General features: G+C 72.1%; 15 protein-coding genes. 5 read left to right on the top strand and 10 right to left on the bottom strand.

Annotated elements, in window-relative coordinates; genetic code table 11:
- Position 1 precedes the first annotated feature (1 nt).
- Both ABT078_RS00530 and ABT078_RS00535 read right to left on the bottom strand, forming a co-directional pair.
- Complete coding sequence (locus ABT078_RS00530) at positions 2-1,261, bottom strand: GAF domain-containing protein (RefSeq protein WP_351222253.1); 1,260 nt, start codon at positions 1,259-1,261, stop codon at positions 2-4.
- A gap of 351 nt (positions 1,262-1,612) precedes the next feature.
- On the bottom strand, positions 1,613-3,277 hold the full coding sequence (locus tag ABT078_RS00535) for an acyl-CoA dehydrogenase family protein (RefSeq protein ID WP_351222255.1): 1,665 nt from the start codon (positions 3,275-3,277) through the stop codon (positions 1,613-1,615).
- A 17-nt stretch (positions 3,278-3,294) separates the two neighbouring features.
- On the opposite strand from ABT078_RS00535, the gene ABT078_RS00540 reads away from it, so the two are divergent.
- Positions 3,295-4,422, top strand: coding sequence for a YihY/virulence factor BrkB family protein (locus tag ABT078_RS00540; protein WP_351222257.1), 1,128 nt, complete (start codon positions 3,295-3,297; stop codon positions 4,420-4,422).
- A 22-nt stretch (positions 4,423-4,444) separates the two neighbouring features.
- On the top strand, positions 4,445-5,179 hold the full coding sequence (locus ABT078_RS00545) for a DUF6597 domain-containing transcriptional factor (protein WP_351222259.1): 735 nt from the start codon (positions 4,445-4,447) through the stop codon (positions 5,177-5,179).
- Here the strand turns inward: ABT078_RS00545 and ABT078_RS00550 are convergent.
- The 3 genes from ABT078_RS00550 to ABT078_RS00560 all read right to left on the bottom strand — a co-directional run bounded on the left by ABT078_RS00550 (position 5,119) and on the right by ABT078_RS00560 (position 8,032).
- On the bottom strand, positions 5,119-5,511 hold the full coding sequence (locus ABT078_RS00550) for a VOC family protein (RefSeq protein ID WP_351222261.1): 393 nt from the start codon (positions 5,509-5,511) through the stop codon (positions 5,119-5,121). The genes ABT078_RS00545 and ABT078_RS00550 overlap by 61 nt on opposite strands.
- A gap of 200 nt (positions 5,512-5,711) precedes the next feature.
- The gene (locus ABT078_RS00555) at positions 5,712-6,773 is read right to left on the bottom strand and encodes an NAD(P)/FAD-dependent oxidoreductase (RefSeq protein ID WP_351222263.1); all 1,062 of its coding nucleotides are present in this window, start codon (positions 6,771-6,773) and stop codon (positions 5,712-5,714) included.
- Positions 6,774-6,853: 80 nt separating this feature from the next.
- Complete coding sequence (locus ABT078_RS00560) at positions 6,854-8,032, bottom strand: serine hydrolase domain-containing protein (protein ID WP_351222265.1); 1,179 nt, start codon at positions 8,030-8,032, stop codon at positions 6,854-6,856.
- A gap of 279 nt (positions 8,033-8,311) precedes the next feature.
- On the opposite strand from ABT078_RS00560, the gene ABT078_RS00565 reads away from it, so the two are divergent.
- A complete protein-coding gene (locus ABT078_RS00565) occupies positions 8,312-8,566 on the top strand; it encodes a hypothetical protein (protein WP_351222267.1) in 255 nt (84 codons plus the stop codon).
- On the opposite strand, the gene ABT078_RS00570 is transcribed toward ABT078_RS00565, so the two are convergent.
- The 3 genes from ABT078_RS00570 to ABT078_RS00580 are packed head-to-tail and all read right to left on the bottom strand — an operon-like array spanning position 8,541 to position 11,415.
- On the bottom strand, positions 8,541-9,104 hold the full coding sequence (locus ABT078_RS00570) for a cupin domain-containing protein (protein WP_351222269.1): 564 nt from the start codon (positions 9,102-9,104) through the stop codon (positions 8,541-8,543). The genes ABT078_RS00565 and ABT078_RS00570 overlap by 26 nt on opposite strands.
- Positions 9,101-10,324, bottom strand: coding sequence for a cytochrome P450 (locus ABT078_RS00575; RefSeq protein ID WP_351222271.1), 1,224 nt, complete (start codon positions 10,322-10,324; stop codon positions 9,101-9,103). Before ABT078_RS00575 ends, ABT078_RS00570 begins: the two co-directional genes overlap by 4 nt.
- A 2-nt stretch (positions 10,325-10,326) precedes the next feature.
- The gene (locus ABT078_RS00580; RefSeq protein ID WP_502981119.1) at positions 10,327-11,415 is read right to left on the bottom strand and encodes a type III polyketide synthase; all 1,089 of its coding nucleotides are present in this window, start codon (positions 11,413-11,415) and stop codon (positions 10,327-10,329) included.
- Between the two features lie 572 nt (positions 11,416-11,987).
- On the opposite strand from ABT078_RS00580, the gene ABT078_RS00585 reads away from it, so the two are divergent.
- Together ABT078_RS00585 and ABT078_RS00590 are read left to right on the top strand one after the other, a co-directional pair.
- A complete protein-coding gene (locus ABT078_RS00585) occupies positions 11,988-13,139 on the top strand; it encodes a cytochrome P450 (RefSeq protein WP_351222273.1) in 1,152 nt (383 codons plus the stop codon).
- Between the two features lie 17 nt (positions 13,140-13,156).
- Positions 13,157-13,378, top strand: a complete 222-nt coding sequence (locus ABT078_RS00590) for an acyl-CoA carboxylase subunit epsilon (protein ID WP_351222275.1) — start codon at positions 13,157-13,159, stop codon at positions 13,376-13,378.
- 180 nt (positions 13,379-13,558) lie between these two features.
- Here the strand turns inward: ABT078_RS00590 and ABT078_RS00595 are convergent, their stop codons facing one another.
- On the bottom strand, positions 13,559-14,650 hold the full coding sequence (locus tag ABT078_RS00595) for a hypothetical protein (protein ID WP_351222277.1): 1,092 nt from the start codon (positions 14,648-14,650) through the stop codon (positions 13,559-13,561).
- Positions 14,647-15,657 carry an SPFH domain-containing protein gene (locus tag ABT078_RS00600; RefSeq protein WP_351222279.1) on the bottom strand — a complete coding sequence of 337 codons (1,011 nt, stop codon included), beginning with the start codon at positions 15,655-15,657 and terminating at the stop codon, positions 14,647-14,649. The genes ABT078_RS00595 and ABT078_RS00600 overlap by 4 nt, the downstream gene beginning before the upstream one ends.
- Positions 15,658-15,757 lie beyond the last annotated feature (100 nt).

The following is a 15,757-nucleotide window of genomic DNA, read 5'->3' on the forward strand; positions in this document are numbered from 1 at the left end:
GTCAGGGCGCGTGCCGCACCTCCATGATCGCCGGGGCGGACGAGTGCGGCAGCAGGTCCGCCAGGTCGTCCGGCGGTACGACCTCCACCTCGACCTCTTCACTGAAGCGGTACGGACGGTGCGCCAGCACCCCCGCGAGATAGCGCCGCACACGTGACATTTCCGCGCGCACGGTCACCGTGCGCGTCGGATCGCCGAAGACGTCGGTCGCCAGCTCGGCCGCCGTACGCCCCTTCCGGTGCCTGGCCAGTACGTACAGCAGCTCGGCGTGGCGCGGGCTCAGCTCCTGGGTCCAGCTGCCGGCGGGCCCGGACACGGCGACCGTCCAGCGGCGGGGGCGGCTGACGTCGAGGACGACTCGGCTCGCCGTCTCCACCGGTCCGGGCTCGTCGGGGCGGATCAGCCAGCCGCCCGGCAGCGGCTCCACGGTGCACGTGCCCAGCGACGGCAGCCAGACCAGGCCCGCCCGGAAGGACTTGGGCAGCGGCAGCCGGTCCACGGGCGCCATACCCGTCACCGCCGCCGTCCAGCCGTGCAGATCCACGGCCAGCGCCCGGTCCGTGAGCCGGCACAGGATCGGCGCGGCCACCGAGCGCAGCCGCTCCACGGTCCGCAGATGCCGCTCCCGCATCTCCGCCTCGGCGAGCTGCGCCACCGAGTTGACGAGGGCCAGCGTCGCCGGGTGGAAGCTGGAGGCCGGGCCGCTGACGTCGACGATGCCGAGCAGCTGCCCGTCGCGCGGGTCGTGCACGGGGGCCGCGGCGCAGGTCCAGTTGTGCAGGGTCCGCACGAAATGCTCGGCCGAGTGGACCTGCACGGGCCGGCGCGCGGCCAGCGCGGTGCCGATGGCGTTCGTACCGGTGGTCTCCTCGCTCCAGGCGGCGCCCTCCTCCAGGCAGATGGCGTTGGCCTTGCGCATGACACTCGCGTTGCCTTCACGCCACAGCACCCGGCCCTGAGCGTCCGTCACCACCATGATCTGCAGGGACGCGTCGGCGATCTCGCCGAGTCCACCGCTCAGCGTGCGCATGACCTCGCCGATCACGGTCGCCCGCCGCCGTTGCTCCAGCTCGTCGGGTCCCAGCAGCACGCTGCTGGTGTTCCGGTCCGGGTCGAGCCCCAGCCGGAACATGCGCTGCCAGGACGCGTCGATGACCGGGCGGGGCGCGATGGGCGGGCGCCGGCCGGCCAGTGTCGCGGCGCGCACCTGATGGAGCAGGCGGTTCGCATGAGCGGCGTCCATGGTGGTGAGCCGAGTCATGTCGAGAGCTGTGTTCCTCATCGGTACCCCCCGCCGCGCGCGGCGCTGAATGTGCCGGTTGTGGTGTCCGCTTGGTCGTGGCTCCCATCGTGCCGTTTGCACAGGTCCCCGGAGGGACGGTTCGCATATGTTCTGCAACGGTCTGCAACCCTGGCAAACAACAGTCCCGTGCACGAAGGTGACATCAGCTGAGGGTGGTGCCGTGTCGGCGCAGCACCACCCTCAGCTCTTTCGTCATCCCACAAAATCGCCCCGTCACCCGCTCGGGGGTCACTCGGTCACTCCCGAGGCTGACGTGGCCGCCGCCCGCCCCTCGACGTGGCCGCCGCCCACCCCTCGACGCGGGCTCGATCACACCTCGACACGCGCCCGCTCCACCACCGCCGCCAGGTCGAGTCCGTGCGGCAGCGTCCCGAAGGCCGCCCCCCAGTCACCGCCCAGCCGCGAGGCACAGAACGCGTCCGCGACCTCGGGCGGCGCCCAGCGCACCAGCAGCGACCCCTGCAGCACCATCGCCATCCGCTCGACCAGCCGCCGCGCCCGTACCTCCGCGGTCTCCAGATCCGCCAGCTCGGTCAGCATCGCCTTGATCGCACCGTCCAGCCGGTGGTCCGCGCCCCGCGCCTGCCCGACCTCCTGCAGGAACGCGTCCAGGGCCCGCGGCTCCCTCTGCAGCGCGCGCAGCACGTCCAGGGCCTGTACGTTGCCCGAGCCCTCCCAGATCGAGTTGAGCGGCGACTCCCGCAGCAACCGGGGCATCCCGGACTCCTCGACATAGCCGTTGCCGCCCAGGCACTCCAGGGCCTCGGCAGTCACCGGCGTGCACCGCTTGGTGACCCAGTACTTGGCCGCGGGCACCGCGAGCCGCAGCAGCGCCCGGTCGGCCTCGCCGTCGGAGTCGTACGCCGCGGCGAGCCGCAGCGCCAGCGTCGTCGCAGCCTCCGACTCCAGCGCCAGATCGGCCAGTACGTTGCGCATCAGCGGCTTGTCGATGAGCAGACCGCCGAACGCGCTGCGGTGCGCCGCATGGTGGACGGCCTGGGCGACGGCCTGACGCATCAGCGCCGCGGAGCCGAGCACACAGTCGAGCCGGGTCGCCGCCACCATCTCGATGATGGTGCTCACCCCGCGCCCCTCCTCGCCGACCCGGCGCGCCCAGGTCCCGTCGAACTCGACCTCGCTCGACGCGTTCGACCTGTTGCCCAGCTTGTTCTTGAGCCGCTGGATCGCGAAGACGTTCCGCGTGCCGTCGTCCAGCACCCGCGGCACCAGGAAGCAGGTCAGTCCCCCGTGGCCTTCGGCACGGGAGGTACCCCCACCCGGAGCCTGCGCGAGCACCAGGAAGCCGTCGCTCATCGGCGCCGAGCAGAACCACTTGTGCCCGGTCAGCTCGTACTCGCCCGCCGCGGCCAGCGGCACCGCGCGGGTCGTGTTCGCCCGGACGTCGCTGCCGCCCTGCTTCTCCGTCATGCCCATCCCGAACAGGACACCGGCCTTCAGGGCCGGCGGCCGCAGCCCCTGCTCGTACACCTGCGAGGTGAGCCGGACCTCCCACTCGGCCGCGAGCGCAGGGTCCGCGCGCAGGGCCGGTACCGCCGCGTGCGTCATCGACACCGGGCAGCCGTGTCCGGCCTCCACCTGCGACCACACCAGGAACCCGGCTCCGCGCCGCACATGCCCGCCGGGCCGGCCCCAGGCGTTCGTCAGACCCGAGGTGACCGCCTTGCCCAGCAGCCGGTGCCAGGCCGGATGGAAGTCCACCTCGTCGATCCGGTTGCCGTACCGGTCGTGCGTGCGGAGCACCGGAGGATTCTCGTCGGCCTGCGTTCCCCACTGCTGGGCCTGGGCGGAGCCCGCGGTGCGGCCCAGCAACGACAGCTCCTGGCGGGCGCCGTCGAGTAGTTCGGCCGGAAGATGGCGGTCCACCGCCTCGGCCAGTGCGCGGTCCGCCGTGAAGACGTCGTACCCCACCAGGGGCGGAGCCTGGTTGGTCACTGTGTGGGTGCTGGTCGCCATGCCGATACGGTAAGGAGGTGCAGGCAGCAAATGAAACACCCGAGCGGCCCCCCACCGGCCGACTCCACCGGGTCCGGGTCCTCTACCGCAACGTCTCCAAGCGGAAGCTCGCCTGGCTGCTGCTGAAGGACACCGTCAATTCGTGCATCGAGTACCGGATCCTCGGACTCGCCGCGGAGGCGGCATTCTTCACCCTTCTGTCGCTGCCACCGCTGATGCTGGGCATGATCGGCCTCCTCGGCTACGTCGACAACTGGACCGACACCACCACCGTCGCCTCCATCCAGGAGAACATCCTCGGCGCGGCCGGAACCGTCCTGTCCGACCGCGGTGTCAACCAGGTCGCCAAGCCCCTGCTGGAGGACGTCACCCGGGGTGGGCGGCCCGACGTGATCTCCATCGGTTTCGCGATCGCCCTGTGGTCCGGATCGCGGGCCGTGAACGTCTTCATCGACACGATCACGGTGATGTACGGGCTCGACGGGCACCGCGGAATCGTCGCCACGCGGCTCCTGGCGTTCCTGCTCTACCTCATCGCGCTGGTGATCGGTGCGGTCGTGCTGCCGCTCGCCGTGGTCGGCCCGGACCGGGTCGTCGAGTTCGTTCCCTTCGGGACGGAGGTCGTCAGCGTCCTGTACTGGCCTGTGGTGATCCTGCTCTCCATCGCCTTCCTGACCACCCTGTACCACGTGTCCGTGCCGGTCCGCTCGCCGTGGGCCGAGGACATCCCGGGCGCCCTCGTCGCCCTCGCGATGTGGGTGCTCGGCAGCTTCCTGCTGCGGATCTACCTCACCAGCACCGTCGAGGGCCCCACGATCTACGGCTCGCTCGCCGCCCCGATCGCCGTGCTGCTGTGGATCGGCATCTCCGCCTTCGCGGTCCTGGTCGGCGCAGCGGTCAACGCCGCCATCGACCGCGTCTGGCCGTCCGTCGCCACGGCCGCGGCCCGCGCCGCCAACCAGCGGGTCCGCGCCGCCCACGCCGCGGAGCTGGTGGCCCGCGCCCGGGCCGCGGAAGGGGAGAGCGAGGACTACGAGGAAGGCGACATGCCGTCGGAGTTCCCCGAGCGCTGGTCGAAGTTCCTGCCCCCGGACGACGTGAGGTCCCGGCTGCAGAGCTCACGGGAGAATCGCGACAAGCGCTGACCGAGGCCCTAGCCTCGACAGCGTGTACGCGGAGAGGCCCTCGCGGCTCGACGGGGCCGTCGTCTGGAGCCGCAGCGATCTTGGCACCGGGCCGGTCATGCCCGTGCTGCCCGACGGATGCATGGACCTGCTGTGGACCGAGGGCCGACTGCTCGTCGCCGGGCCCGACACCCACGCACAGGGCCCGGACAACGGCCCGGCCGTCAGGTACGCGGGCGTCCGGTTCGCGCCCGGCGCCGCGCCCGCCTTCTTCGGGGTGCCGGCGCACGAGCTGCGCGACCTCCGTGTGGACCTGACGGACCTGTGGCCCGCGGCGCAGGTGCGCCGGCTGGCGGACCGCATCACGGACGCGCCCGACCCGACGACGGAGCTGGAGGCCGTGGCGCTGCGGCACGCCGCGGACAGACCGCCCCCCGACCCGCTGCTGCGGGCCGTCGCCGAAGGGCTGGACGCCGGGCGGTCCGTCGCGGCGACCGCCGACGCCGTCGGGCTGGGTGCGCGGCAGCTGCACCGCAGGTCACTGGACGCCTTCGGCTACGGGCCCAAGACACTGGCCAGGGTGCTGCGGCTGCAGCGGGCGCTGGCCCTCGTACGGGCCGGAGCGCCCTACGCGGAGGCCGCGCTCGGCGCCGGCTGCACCGACCAGACGCACCTCGCTCGGGAGATGCGGGAGCTGGCCGGGATCACGCTCGGCGCCTATGTCGCGTTGGCGAACAGCGAGACGCCGGAGCCGTCCGGGTCCAGCACGACCGCGTAGCGCTGCCCCCAGAAGGCGTCCCACGGCTTGAGGTGGCCGCGTTGGCCTGCCGCGACGAGCTCTTCGTACAACCTGTCCACCTCGGCGGGGCTGTCGCAGAGGAAGCAGAGACCGACACGGTCGCCGCCCTCTGGCCGGGTCCAGCCGGGGTCGAAGGACCGGATGGTCTCCTCGGTGTCGAACAGTACGCGCAGCCCGCTGGGCAGCGTCGCCTCGGCGTGCGGCGCCGAGTCGGCCTCGGCGGGGACGTCCAGGCCGAGGCGCCGGTAGAAGGCGAGAGAGGCGGCCATGTCGGCGACGACCAGGCCGACGGCATCGAGTCGTGGAGTCATGGCCCCACCGTAGGAGCCGCACCGGTGGCGGGTCTTGTACGAATCGGACGTGGTGCGGCGTGTGGCGTGCCTCGTGCGGTCCGCCCTGTACGGCGACGCCACACCCGCGTCCGACTCGCCGAGCCCGGCCGAATCGAATCCCCGGGAACTCCGTGCGTGGCCCCCGGGGACGTCGGTCGCGGAAGTCCCGGACCTCGCGGTCACAGACCGTGGCGGCGGGCGCCGACCACGCGCTCGCAGACCTCCCGTTCCATCTGCGGGGAGAAGACATCGCGGCGGGCGGCCACGGCGCGGCGGGTCTCCTCGGTGACGAGGTCGGCGTTGATCGCCGCGGCCGCGCGCACCCCCGCGGCGGCGGCGCCGACGATGGTGTCGTACAGGTTGGCGACATTGCCGGCGACCCACACCCCGGGGACCTCGGTCGCTCCGGTCGTCGCGTCGGCGGCGATGCGGCTGCCCACCACCTGCCCGAACATCTCCTGCTCCGTGGCCCGGAGGCCGAGGTCGCTCAGCACAACGGCGCGCGCGGTGAAGCGCGGGGCCACCACCAGCGCCTCGGTGGGGACCACCCGGCCGTCGGCCAACTGCACACCGGTCAGCCGCGCATCGGTCACGTCCAGGCCGGTCACCTCGCCGCTCACCACGGAGATGCCGCGGGCGGCCAGCTGTTCGTACGCCTCCTGGCCGGGTTCGGGACCGGTGTGCAGGAAGAGGGTGATGCGGTCGCTCCACTGCCGCCACAGCAGCGCCTGATGCACACTCGCGGGGCCGGTGGCCAGGATGCCGATGGTCCGGTCGCGGACCTCCCAGCCGTGGCAGTACGGGCAGTGCAGGACGTCCCGTCCCCACAGCCCGGCCACGCCGGGCACCTCGGGCAGCTCGTCGACCAGGCCTGTCGTCACCAGCAGGCGGCGGGCCAGGACCGTCCGTCCGTCGTCCCCTTCGACCCGGAAGCATCCTCCCTCGATGCGCTCGACCGAGACGACGCTGCCGGTCACGATCTCGCCGCCGTACCCGGTCACCTCCTCGCGGCCCGCGGCCAGGAGCGCAGTCGGCGGCGCCCCGTCGCGGGTCGGATAGTTGTGGGCGTGGGACGCCGGGGCGTTGCGCGGACTGCCCGCGTCGATCACCAGGACCGAGCGGCGCGCACGGGCCAGGGTCAGCGCCCCGCCGAGTCCGGCAGCCCCGCCACCGACGACCACGACGTCATAGGGTCGGAATGGCTGCGCCGATTGCACCGGTTGTACTGGTTGCACTGTCATGTGACGTACCTCCTTCACGGAGACAGTGCGCCCGCGCCCCGACGTCCGGCAAATGTCCTTGCCGAAATGGCAAACGCGGGTCAGAGCGCGCCGTACACGGCCTCGACCAGCGCCATCTTGCGCGGGTCGTCGGCGATGTGTGCCCCCATGCGGTTCATCACGTAGCCCATCGAGATCCCCGCCCCGCCCGCCTCCGGGTCCGCGAGTCCGCAGGAGCCGCCGTAGCCGTCGTGTCCGAAGGCGCGCGGATTCGGTCCGTACGAGTGGTTCGGGCCGCTCAGCCACAGACCGAGGGCCACCTCGGTGTCGTGCGCGAAACCCGCGCCGAGGACGAGGTCCCGGCACGCGCCCTGACCCTCCCGGACCCGCTCCGCGGCCTCGGGGGAGAGCACGCGGTGCTCGCCGAGCAGTCCGCCCGAGGCGAAGATCCCGTACAGCGCGGCGACCGCGCGGGCGGTGCCGTGCCCGTTGGCCGCCGGGATCTCGGCGGCCCGCCACTGCGGGGAGTTCGCATCGGCCACGCCCACGGCGGGGTTGACCAGCGCCGCCAGCGCCGCGGGCGCCAACTGGGCGAAGATCGCGGCCTGTTCGCTGTCGTCGGTGGCCGGGGGATGCACCAGCTCGGCGGCGCGCTCCGCCTCCTTCTCCGGGAGGCCGATCGTGAAGTCGATGCCGTACCGTCCGGTGACCTCCTGGTGCAGGAACTCGCCGGGAAGCAGACCCGTGACGCGTCGCACCACTTCGCCGACCAGGAAGCCGTACGTCATCGCGTGGTACCCGGACCGTGTGCCCGGCTCCCACCACGGCTCCGTCGCGGCCAGTCTGGACGTGGTCAGCTCCCAGTCGTACAGGTCGGCGAGGGAGTGGGGCTCCCGCAGCCCGGACAGGCCCGCACGGTGCGAGAGAAGATGCCGTACGGGAAGGGTCTCCTTGCCCGCGGCGGCGAACTCCGGCCAGTACGAGGCCACCGGGGCGTCGAGGTCGAGCAGACCGCGGTCGGCGAGGATGTGCGCGCACAGCGCGGTCGGGCCCTTGGTCGTCGACCACACATTGACCAGGGTGTCACGCTCCCAGGGTCGGGTCCGTGCCTCGTCCGCCCAGCCGCCCCACAGGTCGACGACGGTCTCGTCGCCCGCCATGACGGTGACGGCCGCGCCCAGTTCGCCGCGCTCGCGGAAGTTCTCCTCGAACGCGGCGCGCACCGCGGAGAACCGCTCGTCGCAGTGACCCTCGATCGGCGGAACAACTGGTCGGTCCATGGCTCCTCCGTGACTCCCGGCGATGCCCTAGAACGTACCGACTGGTCGGACCGGCGTGAAGGTCCGTGCATCCGTGCATCCGTGCATTGGTGCATCGCGCATCCACGGGCTGTGCACCTCCGTCCCGTGTGCCGCGGTTCCGTACGCCGCAGTGATGCTCCGCGGTCTCGTACGGCGCGGTTCCGCGCGTCGCGGGACCGTCCGTCGGGGCCGTTGTCAGTGCCATGGGGCAGGGTGGACGGTGCGCCGTCGTATTTCATGTGAGAGGAAGGCCGACCGATGAGTGTCACCGCCGTGATGACGTACCGCGAACGAGCCGCCGCCCAGGCGTACCTGCGTCTGCTCGGCGCCGTGCGCGCCGCCCTGGCCACGCCTCCCGGTGCGGCCCCGCCACCCCTCGTCCTCACGGCACCCATGGCGGAGGCCGACCAGGCCCTCGCGGCGGCGGGCTTCGCGGGCAACGAGGCCGAGCTCTTCGACCTGGTGACGGAGCTTCACAGCGCCGGCGTCACGCGTCGTGGCGCAGGGGCGTGAGCTGCTCGATGTCGTAGCGGGCCCGCAGTTCGGCGATCGCCGTGTGGTCGGGCGGGCCGCCGGCTGCGAGGATCCCGACGAGTTCCTCGAAGTAGCGTTCGTGGTCCGGCGGCGGGGACGCCTGGAAGAACATCCTGGCCGGTTCGCCGCTGCGGTTGGCGAAGGCGTGCGGACAGCCCGGGGGGACGACGAGGACCGTACCGGGGCCCGCCCGCACCGCGCGCCGGCCCGTGGGGGACTCCCAGTGCCGCCAGTCGTCGCCGCTGCGCACACGCGGCTCGAAGGCGAGGACGTCCAACTCGCCTTCGAGCACGTAGAACAGCTCCTCGCTGCGGGCGTGCACATGGGCGCCGACGTCGAAGCCCGGAGGCACCACGACCTCGAAGCTCGACGAGACCCGCGAGTGCTCGCCCGTGACCTTGAACGTCACCTCCTGGGCCGCCGTGCGCAGTGTCCGGCCGTGACCCTTCGGTACGACCAGACCCTCGGGCGACTCGGTGAAGGCGGCCCCGTCCGGGGCGTCGACGTGCGCGGTCACCAGATCACCGGAAGTCCCTCGGGACCGCGTATCAGCGCGCCCGGTCGCCAGCGGAGCTCCTCCTCCGGGACGGCGAGGCGCAGTTCGGGGAAGCGGTCCAGCACGGTGTGGACGAGCAGTTCGGTCTCGAGCCGGGCGAGCAGGCCGCCCACGCAGTAGTGCGGGCCGTAGCCGAACGCCACATGCGGGTTGGGGCTGCGCCCGAGCACGAGCTCGTCCGGGTCGGGGAAGACGTCCGGGTCGCGGTTCGCGGCCAGGTAGGAGACATGGACCGCCTCGCCCTCCTTGATCTCCTGACCCGAGACGGTCACGTCCTCCCTCGCGATCCGGGCGAGACCGACGGCGTTGCGGTGCGGGATCCAGCGCAGGAGTTCGTCGATGCCCGAGGCGCGCAGGGCCGGCTCGGCGCGCAGCCGGTCCTGCAGCTCCGGGCGGGTGAGGAGGATGTAGACCATGTTTCCGGTGTTGTTGGTGACCGCCTCGCCGCCGATCTGGATGAGCAGGGCGAGGCCCACGGCCTCCGCCTCCGTGACCCCGCCGTCGGCGACGGCCGTCGCGAGCAGCCCGATCACGTCGTCGCCGCCCGTGTCCCGCCGTTGCCGCAGCATTTCGGCGAAGTACGCGCACATCTCCGTCTTCGCCCGCTCGCTGCGCTCCACGCCCTGGGACGAGGAGAGGATCAGCGCGGTCCACTCGTGCATCCTCGGACGGTCGGGCACGGGGACGCCCATCAACTCGCAGACGACGGCCAGCGGGAACGGGGCGAGGATCCGCTCGGTGAAGTCGGCCGGCGGCCCGTCGCGCAGGACGCCGTCGACGAGCGCGTCGAGCATCTCCTGTGCCCGCCCGCGCAGTCGCTCGATGCCCCGGGTGGTGAACGCCCCCGCCACGGCCCGGCGGAGCCGGGTGTGGTTCGGCGGGTCCTCGAAGCCGACCGCCCCCTCCACCGGGATGAAGTGCGGGGCGAGCCGGGTGACATCGTGCTCCACGACCGCCTTGCGGCTGAAGCGCGGATCGTTGGTCACCAGCCGTACGTCGTCGTAGCGGGTCGCGAGCCACGCCCAGCCCTCCCCGTTGGGGAGCCTGACGCGGGACAGGGGATCGTCCCGCATCAGCTGGGCGAGCACGGGATCGAAGTCGACGCCGTCGAGGTCCTGGGCCGGCCAGTAGCGGACCGGCGGGCGGGGGGTGGCCGCCTTGGTCGTCGTCTCGTTCCGCATGGTCAGCTCCCCACCGCGAGCGCTTCGAAGGGCCGGCGTCCGTCGGGGACGGTCCAGCGGCCCAGTGACATCTCGGCGGTGATCCCCGGACCGAAACCGGCGAGGATGCCGCGCGCCGCGTTCTCCGTGCCGCCTTCTTCGAAAAGCCTGCGCAGGGCGTCCAGGACGACCGCGCTCGCGATGTTGCCGTACTCGGTGAGTGTGGCACGGCTGAAGCGGAAGGCCTCGGGGGGGACTCCGAGGAACTTGCTGAGGTCGTCCAGGATCCGCGGCCCGCCCGCGTGGATGATGTAGAAGTCCAGCGAGGTGGCGTCCCAGCCGTGGTCGGCGGCGAGTTCCTTGAGGGCCGGAGCAAGCGGTTCCATCGTGCCGGGCACACGCTTGTCCAGCTTGAAGTGGAAGCCGGTGGCGCGGACGTCGAAGGCTATCCAGTCCTCGGTGTGCGGGACGAGGTACGAGCCGTTGCGCTCCAGGCCGACGCCGAGGCCGCCCCGCCCACGTACGACCGCTGCCGCCACACCGTCCCCGAACAGGCCGTTGGAGAGGATGTTGCCGACGTTCACATCGGTCGGCTGGTAGCACAGGGAGCAGAACTCGCAGGCCACGATGAGGGCGTTCGCCTCGGGGTAGGCGGTGCAGAAGTCGTGTGCGCGGTTGATCGCGGAACCGCCGGCCGCGCAGCCGAGCTGGGCGATCGGCATCTGGCGGACGTCGGTGCGGAAGTCCATCGTGTTGATCAGCCACGCGGTGAGCGACGGCATCATGAAGCCCGTGCACGAGACGAAGATGATCACGTCTATTTCCACGGGACGGAGTTCGGCGTCGTCGAGGGCCCTGAGTACGACGGCGGGCACGCGGGCCTTGGCCTCGGCTTCGTAGACGGTGTTGCGCTCCTCGAAGCCGGGGTGCTTCAGCGTCTCCTCGATGGGACGGATCAAGTGCCGTTTCTCCACCCCGGTGTTCTGGATCAGGCGGAGTGCCAGGTCCAGTTCCGGGTGGTCCGCGTGAAGAGACCGCGCCAGATCAAGGGTCTGCTCCATGGTGATCACGTGCTCGGGCACGGACACCGCGGGTTTGCACAGAGTGGCCATGACGTGCCGCCTTCTCTCTCGCGTTCCCTCACACTCACTCGCGTTCCCTCAAAGGATCTGCGACGAGAGGCCGTTGCGCGCGCCGGGGAAGGCGCTTCCCCCTGCGCCGAACGGGTGATGCGAGGGGTTCACCGGGCCGATGGACCGCCGATCGGGAAGGAATGGGTTCCTGAAGGGGGCCGTAAGCGCTCACCAGGCACGATCCGTGACCGCGCGTGAGCACAATCCGGGAGATGAACCCCATGACGTCAGAACCCGATACGGAGGCCGTTCCCGGGCCCGACCACGGGACCTCTGCCGGGCCGAAGGCATCGACGGGTGTCGGGGTCTGCCCGGTGACCGGTGCCGGACCGCGGAAGGACGCCTCACGCGAGAGCGGCTCGTGCGATGGCAACTCGCGCGAGGGCGGCTCGTACGACATGTCACAGAGCACCGGCCCACGTCACGCGGCGCACGGCACAACACACGGCACATCGCAGATCACCACGCACGGCGCGTCACATGGCGGTTCATGCGATGGCCCGCCCGGCGACGGGACCGTCCACGACTGGACCCTCGAGGACTTCCGGGCCATGGACTTCGACCCCTTCCTGGTCTCGCTCCTCCGCGACGAACCGGTGGCCCGGATCCGCCTGCCGTACGGCGAGGGCAGCGCCTGGCTCGTGACGCGGTACGAGGATGTCAAGCGGATCGCGTCGGACCCCCGGCTCAGCCGCAAGGCCCTCGCGGAGCGCGAGGTGACGAGCGGTTCGCCGCACGCGATCGCCGCGAAGCACGCCGCCCTCAACTACGCGGACCCGCCGCACCACAACACACTGCGCCGGGTGGTCGCCCGCGCCTTCACCGGCAGGAGCATGCAGCGGCTGCGGCCCATGGCCCAGCGGACCGCGGACGCCCTGCTGGACGAGATGGAGCGGCAGGGGTCCCCCGCGGATCTCATGGAGCACCTGCACGGGCCCTTCCCGCTCTCCGTCGTCAGCGACGTGCTGGGACTGCCGGAGGACGAGCGCTCGGAGATGACCTCCTGGGCCAACGTGATCATGACACCGCGCCCGGCTCCCTCCCGCAGCGAGGAGGCCAAGAAGACGGTCCGTGACGTCGTCGTCGGCCTCATCGGCCGGCGGCGCGCCGAGCCCCGCGACGACCTGGCCGGAGTCCTGGCGGCCGCGATGCAGGCCGGCGAGATCCGTGAGGACGAGGCCGTCTCGCTTGCGACGGCGATCCTGGTGAGCGGCGCGCACGCCGTGCGCAACAACAGCGCAAACATGGTGTACGCACTTCTCACCCATCCGGAGCATCTCGCGCGGCTGCGCGCCGAGCCGGAGCTCCTGCCGCAGGCCGTCGACGAGCTGCTGCGCTGGATCCCGCACCGCAACGGCGTGGGCCTGCCGCGGATCGCCACCGAGGACCTGGTGGTCGGTGGTGTGCGGATCAGGGCGGGCGAGGCGGTCTACTGCTCGTATCTCGCGGCGAACCGGGATCCGGCTGTCTTCCGCGACCCGCACACGCTCGACTTCGACCGCGGAGCCGTCGCGCATCTGTCCTTCGGCTTCGGGCCGCACCACTGCGTCGGCCCGATGCTGGCCCGTATGGAGTCCGAGATCATGCTCGCGACGCTCCTGGACCGCTACCCGCGGCTCGCCCTCGCGATACCGCCCGAGCGGATCGAGTGGGAGCAGGGCGCGTTGATCCGCGGGCCCAAGTCCCTTCCCGTCAGCTGGTGATGGCCATGCAGTGCGATGTGCGGATTGTGCAGGGGGACCCCGACGAAACCGAGCTGGCGGCCCTGCTGGCGGTGATCACCATGGTCACCTCGCGTCGCGAGGCCGCCCTGGTCGCCGAGTACGAGCGCCGGGCACGCAGAGCTCACTGGGACCGGGCCTGGGGCGGTGGCTTCCAGCCCAGCGGGTCCTGGCGGCAGCGGGACAGGATGCTGACGGCGTTCGACCCCGGGTCCCGCTGAGGCCGTGACGAGCCGTCCGGCAACCGGGTCGGCACGAGCGGTCCGGTTCACGGGGCCGGGACGAGCGGTTCGGTTCACGGGGCCGGGACGAGCGGTTCGGTTCACGGGGTCGGGACGAGCGGTTCGGATCACGGGGTCGGCACGAGCGGTCCGGTTCACCGGGCCGGGACGAGGCGGCCGTCAGACGAGCAGCCGCAGCGAGGTGTCCGACACACCGAGCCGGACCGTCTGGCCCCAGGTCAGCTCCAGCGCGTCGGACTCGATCCCGTCGCCGAAGGCGACCAGCCGGTCCGACTCGACGGTGAGCCGGAGCCTCTGAGCACTCGTGAGCGTGCCCTCCACCAGAGAGGTTCCGGTGGCCGGCGAGGGCCATGCCTCGCGGACGTACCAGACGAGGCGCGGGTCGGCCGGTGCCGGCAGCGGCTGTGCGCCGCCGCGTTCCCGCCAGAGCGACCGCAGCCAGCCGGTCGCCCCGGTCCCGGTGCCCACCAGGACGCCCGACGAGGCCTGGGCCTCGGCCCGGTCGGCGGCCTCGGCGGAGCCGAAGTCCTGCCCGGACCGTCCCGCCGGGACCGGAGCGCCGGAACGGGCAGAACCGCCAGGACGAGCAGAGCGAGCAGGACCACCAAGACGGGCAGAACGAGCAGAGCGAGCGGAACCGCCGGGACCGGCAGGACCCTGGCCGTCCGAGAGGTCGAGGCCGAGCCGGTAGCGGGACGTCTGGTGGCCGGGCCGGCCGACGTAGATCTCGTTGAGCGCGACCAGGCGCTGGGTGTCGTCGGCGACCGCCTCCACCATGGTCAGCTCGTCCGCCGTGCCGCCGCCACGGGCGACAGCGGCCCGCAGCAGCCGCGCGGTGTCCGCGACCCGGTGCCGTACGAGAACACCCGGATTGCGGCCGGGTTCGGTGTCGATGCCCACGACGGGCTGGCCCGCGAGGTACTTCGCCGTGTTGGCGACCAGCCCGTCCTGCCCCACCACGACCACCACGTCCTCGGGCGCGAAGAGGAAGCGGTCGAGATCGGCGCGCTCGACCCGGGTCTGCCGCCATCGCAGCGGTACGGCCGCGGCGACCTCGCCGAGCGCCCGCCGCGTGCGGTGATGCCGCTCGGCGACCTCCCGGATGCTGCGGCCGCGCGAGGACAGGAAGAACTCGGCCTGCCCGTGCGTGCCGTGCCGGGCGAGCAGCTCCTCGTACTCGGTGGTGCGGTGCACGAGCACCGCGCGCGGAGCCAGGCTCCCTCCGTGACCCACGCCCCCTCCGGAGCTCACGCCCCCTCCGTCCCCGCACCGCCGAGCCTGGCGAGCAGCCCGGTGAGGACGTCGGGGGAGAGCGTGATGCTGTCCACGCGCGGCAGGTTCTCGGCGAGCCGGGTCAGGGCCAGGGCGTGGAGCGTGGCCGGGTCCGCCTCGGAGTGCACGCGCAGCCAGGCCGCCTGGGCGGCGGCCCGCGCCTCGCCGACCTCGCGCGAGGCCGTGGCCTCCGCCTGGGCGAGCCGCACCTTGCGCGCGGCTTCCGCCTCCGCGCGTACGGCGTCGGCTGCCGCGCTCTCCTCGGCCTCGCGCCGGGCGTTGGTGCCCTTCTGGTCGACCAGCTGCTCCTCCCTGCGGGCGAGTTCGATCCTGCTGGCCAGTTCGTTCTCGGCGATGGCGCGCTCGCGCTCGACGGCGACGGCCCGGCGCTCGTACGTGGCGCGGTCGGCCTCCTGCTGGATCTGCTCGCGCGCCGGGGTGCGCAGGGCGCGTTCGACCTCGGGCTCGGGCCGCAGCGCGACGACGCGGACGGCCACGACCTCGATGCCGGTGGCGGCGAGCCTCGGCTCTGCCGCGAGCCCGGCCGAGATCCGCTCGCGCACGGCCGCGACACCGTCGACGAGGGCCGACGCCAGGGCCGTACGGGCCAGGACGTCCAGCGCGTGCTGCTGGGCGGTCTCGGTGAGCAGCGTGGAGATCTGCTCCAGCGGGGAGCCGCGCCAGACGCCGGTGTCCGGGTGGATCGAGAAGTCCAGCCGGGCGGCGGCGGTGGCCGGATCGCTGATCCGGTACGTGACCGTGGACTGCACCGAGACGTCCTGGAAGTCGGAGGTCCTGGCGTGGAACGTCATGGCCAGTTCCCGGTCGTCGACCGGCACTTCGGAGAGCGCGGAGGTCAGCGCGCGGAACCAGAAGCTGAGGCCGGGCCCGTCGTGGACGAGCTCTCCGCGCTTGTGGTGGCGGACATGGGTGGTGGGTGCGGAGCGGAGATGACGCCATCCGAAGCGCCTGGTGATGTCGGCCATGGACAACCCCCTATTTTCGTCACGACGACGATATTGGCGGCAGCCGCTTATCGTCAAGGCGACGAAATGAGGATGTTCTCCGCGCTTGCGGCGCACGGCC

Source organism: Streptomyces sp. NPDC002133 (assembly GCF_040296405.1).
Classification (GTDB): Bacteria; Actinomycetota; Actinomycetes; order Streptomycetales; family Streptomycetaceae; genus Streptomyces.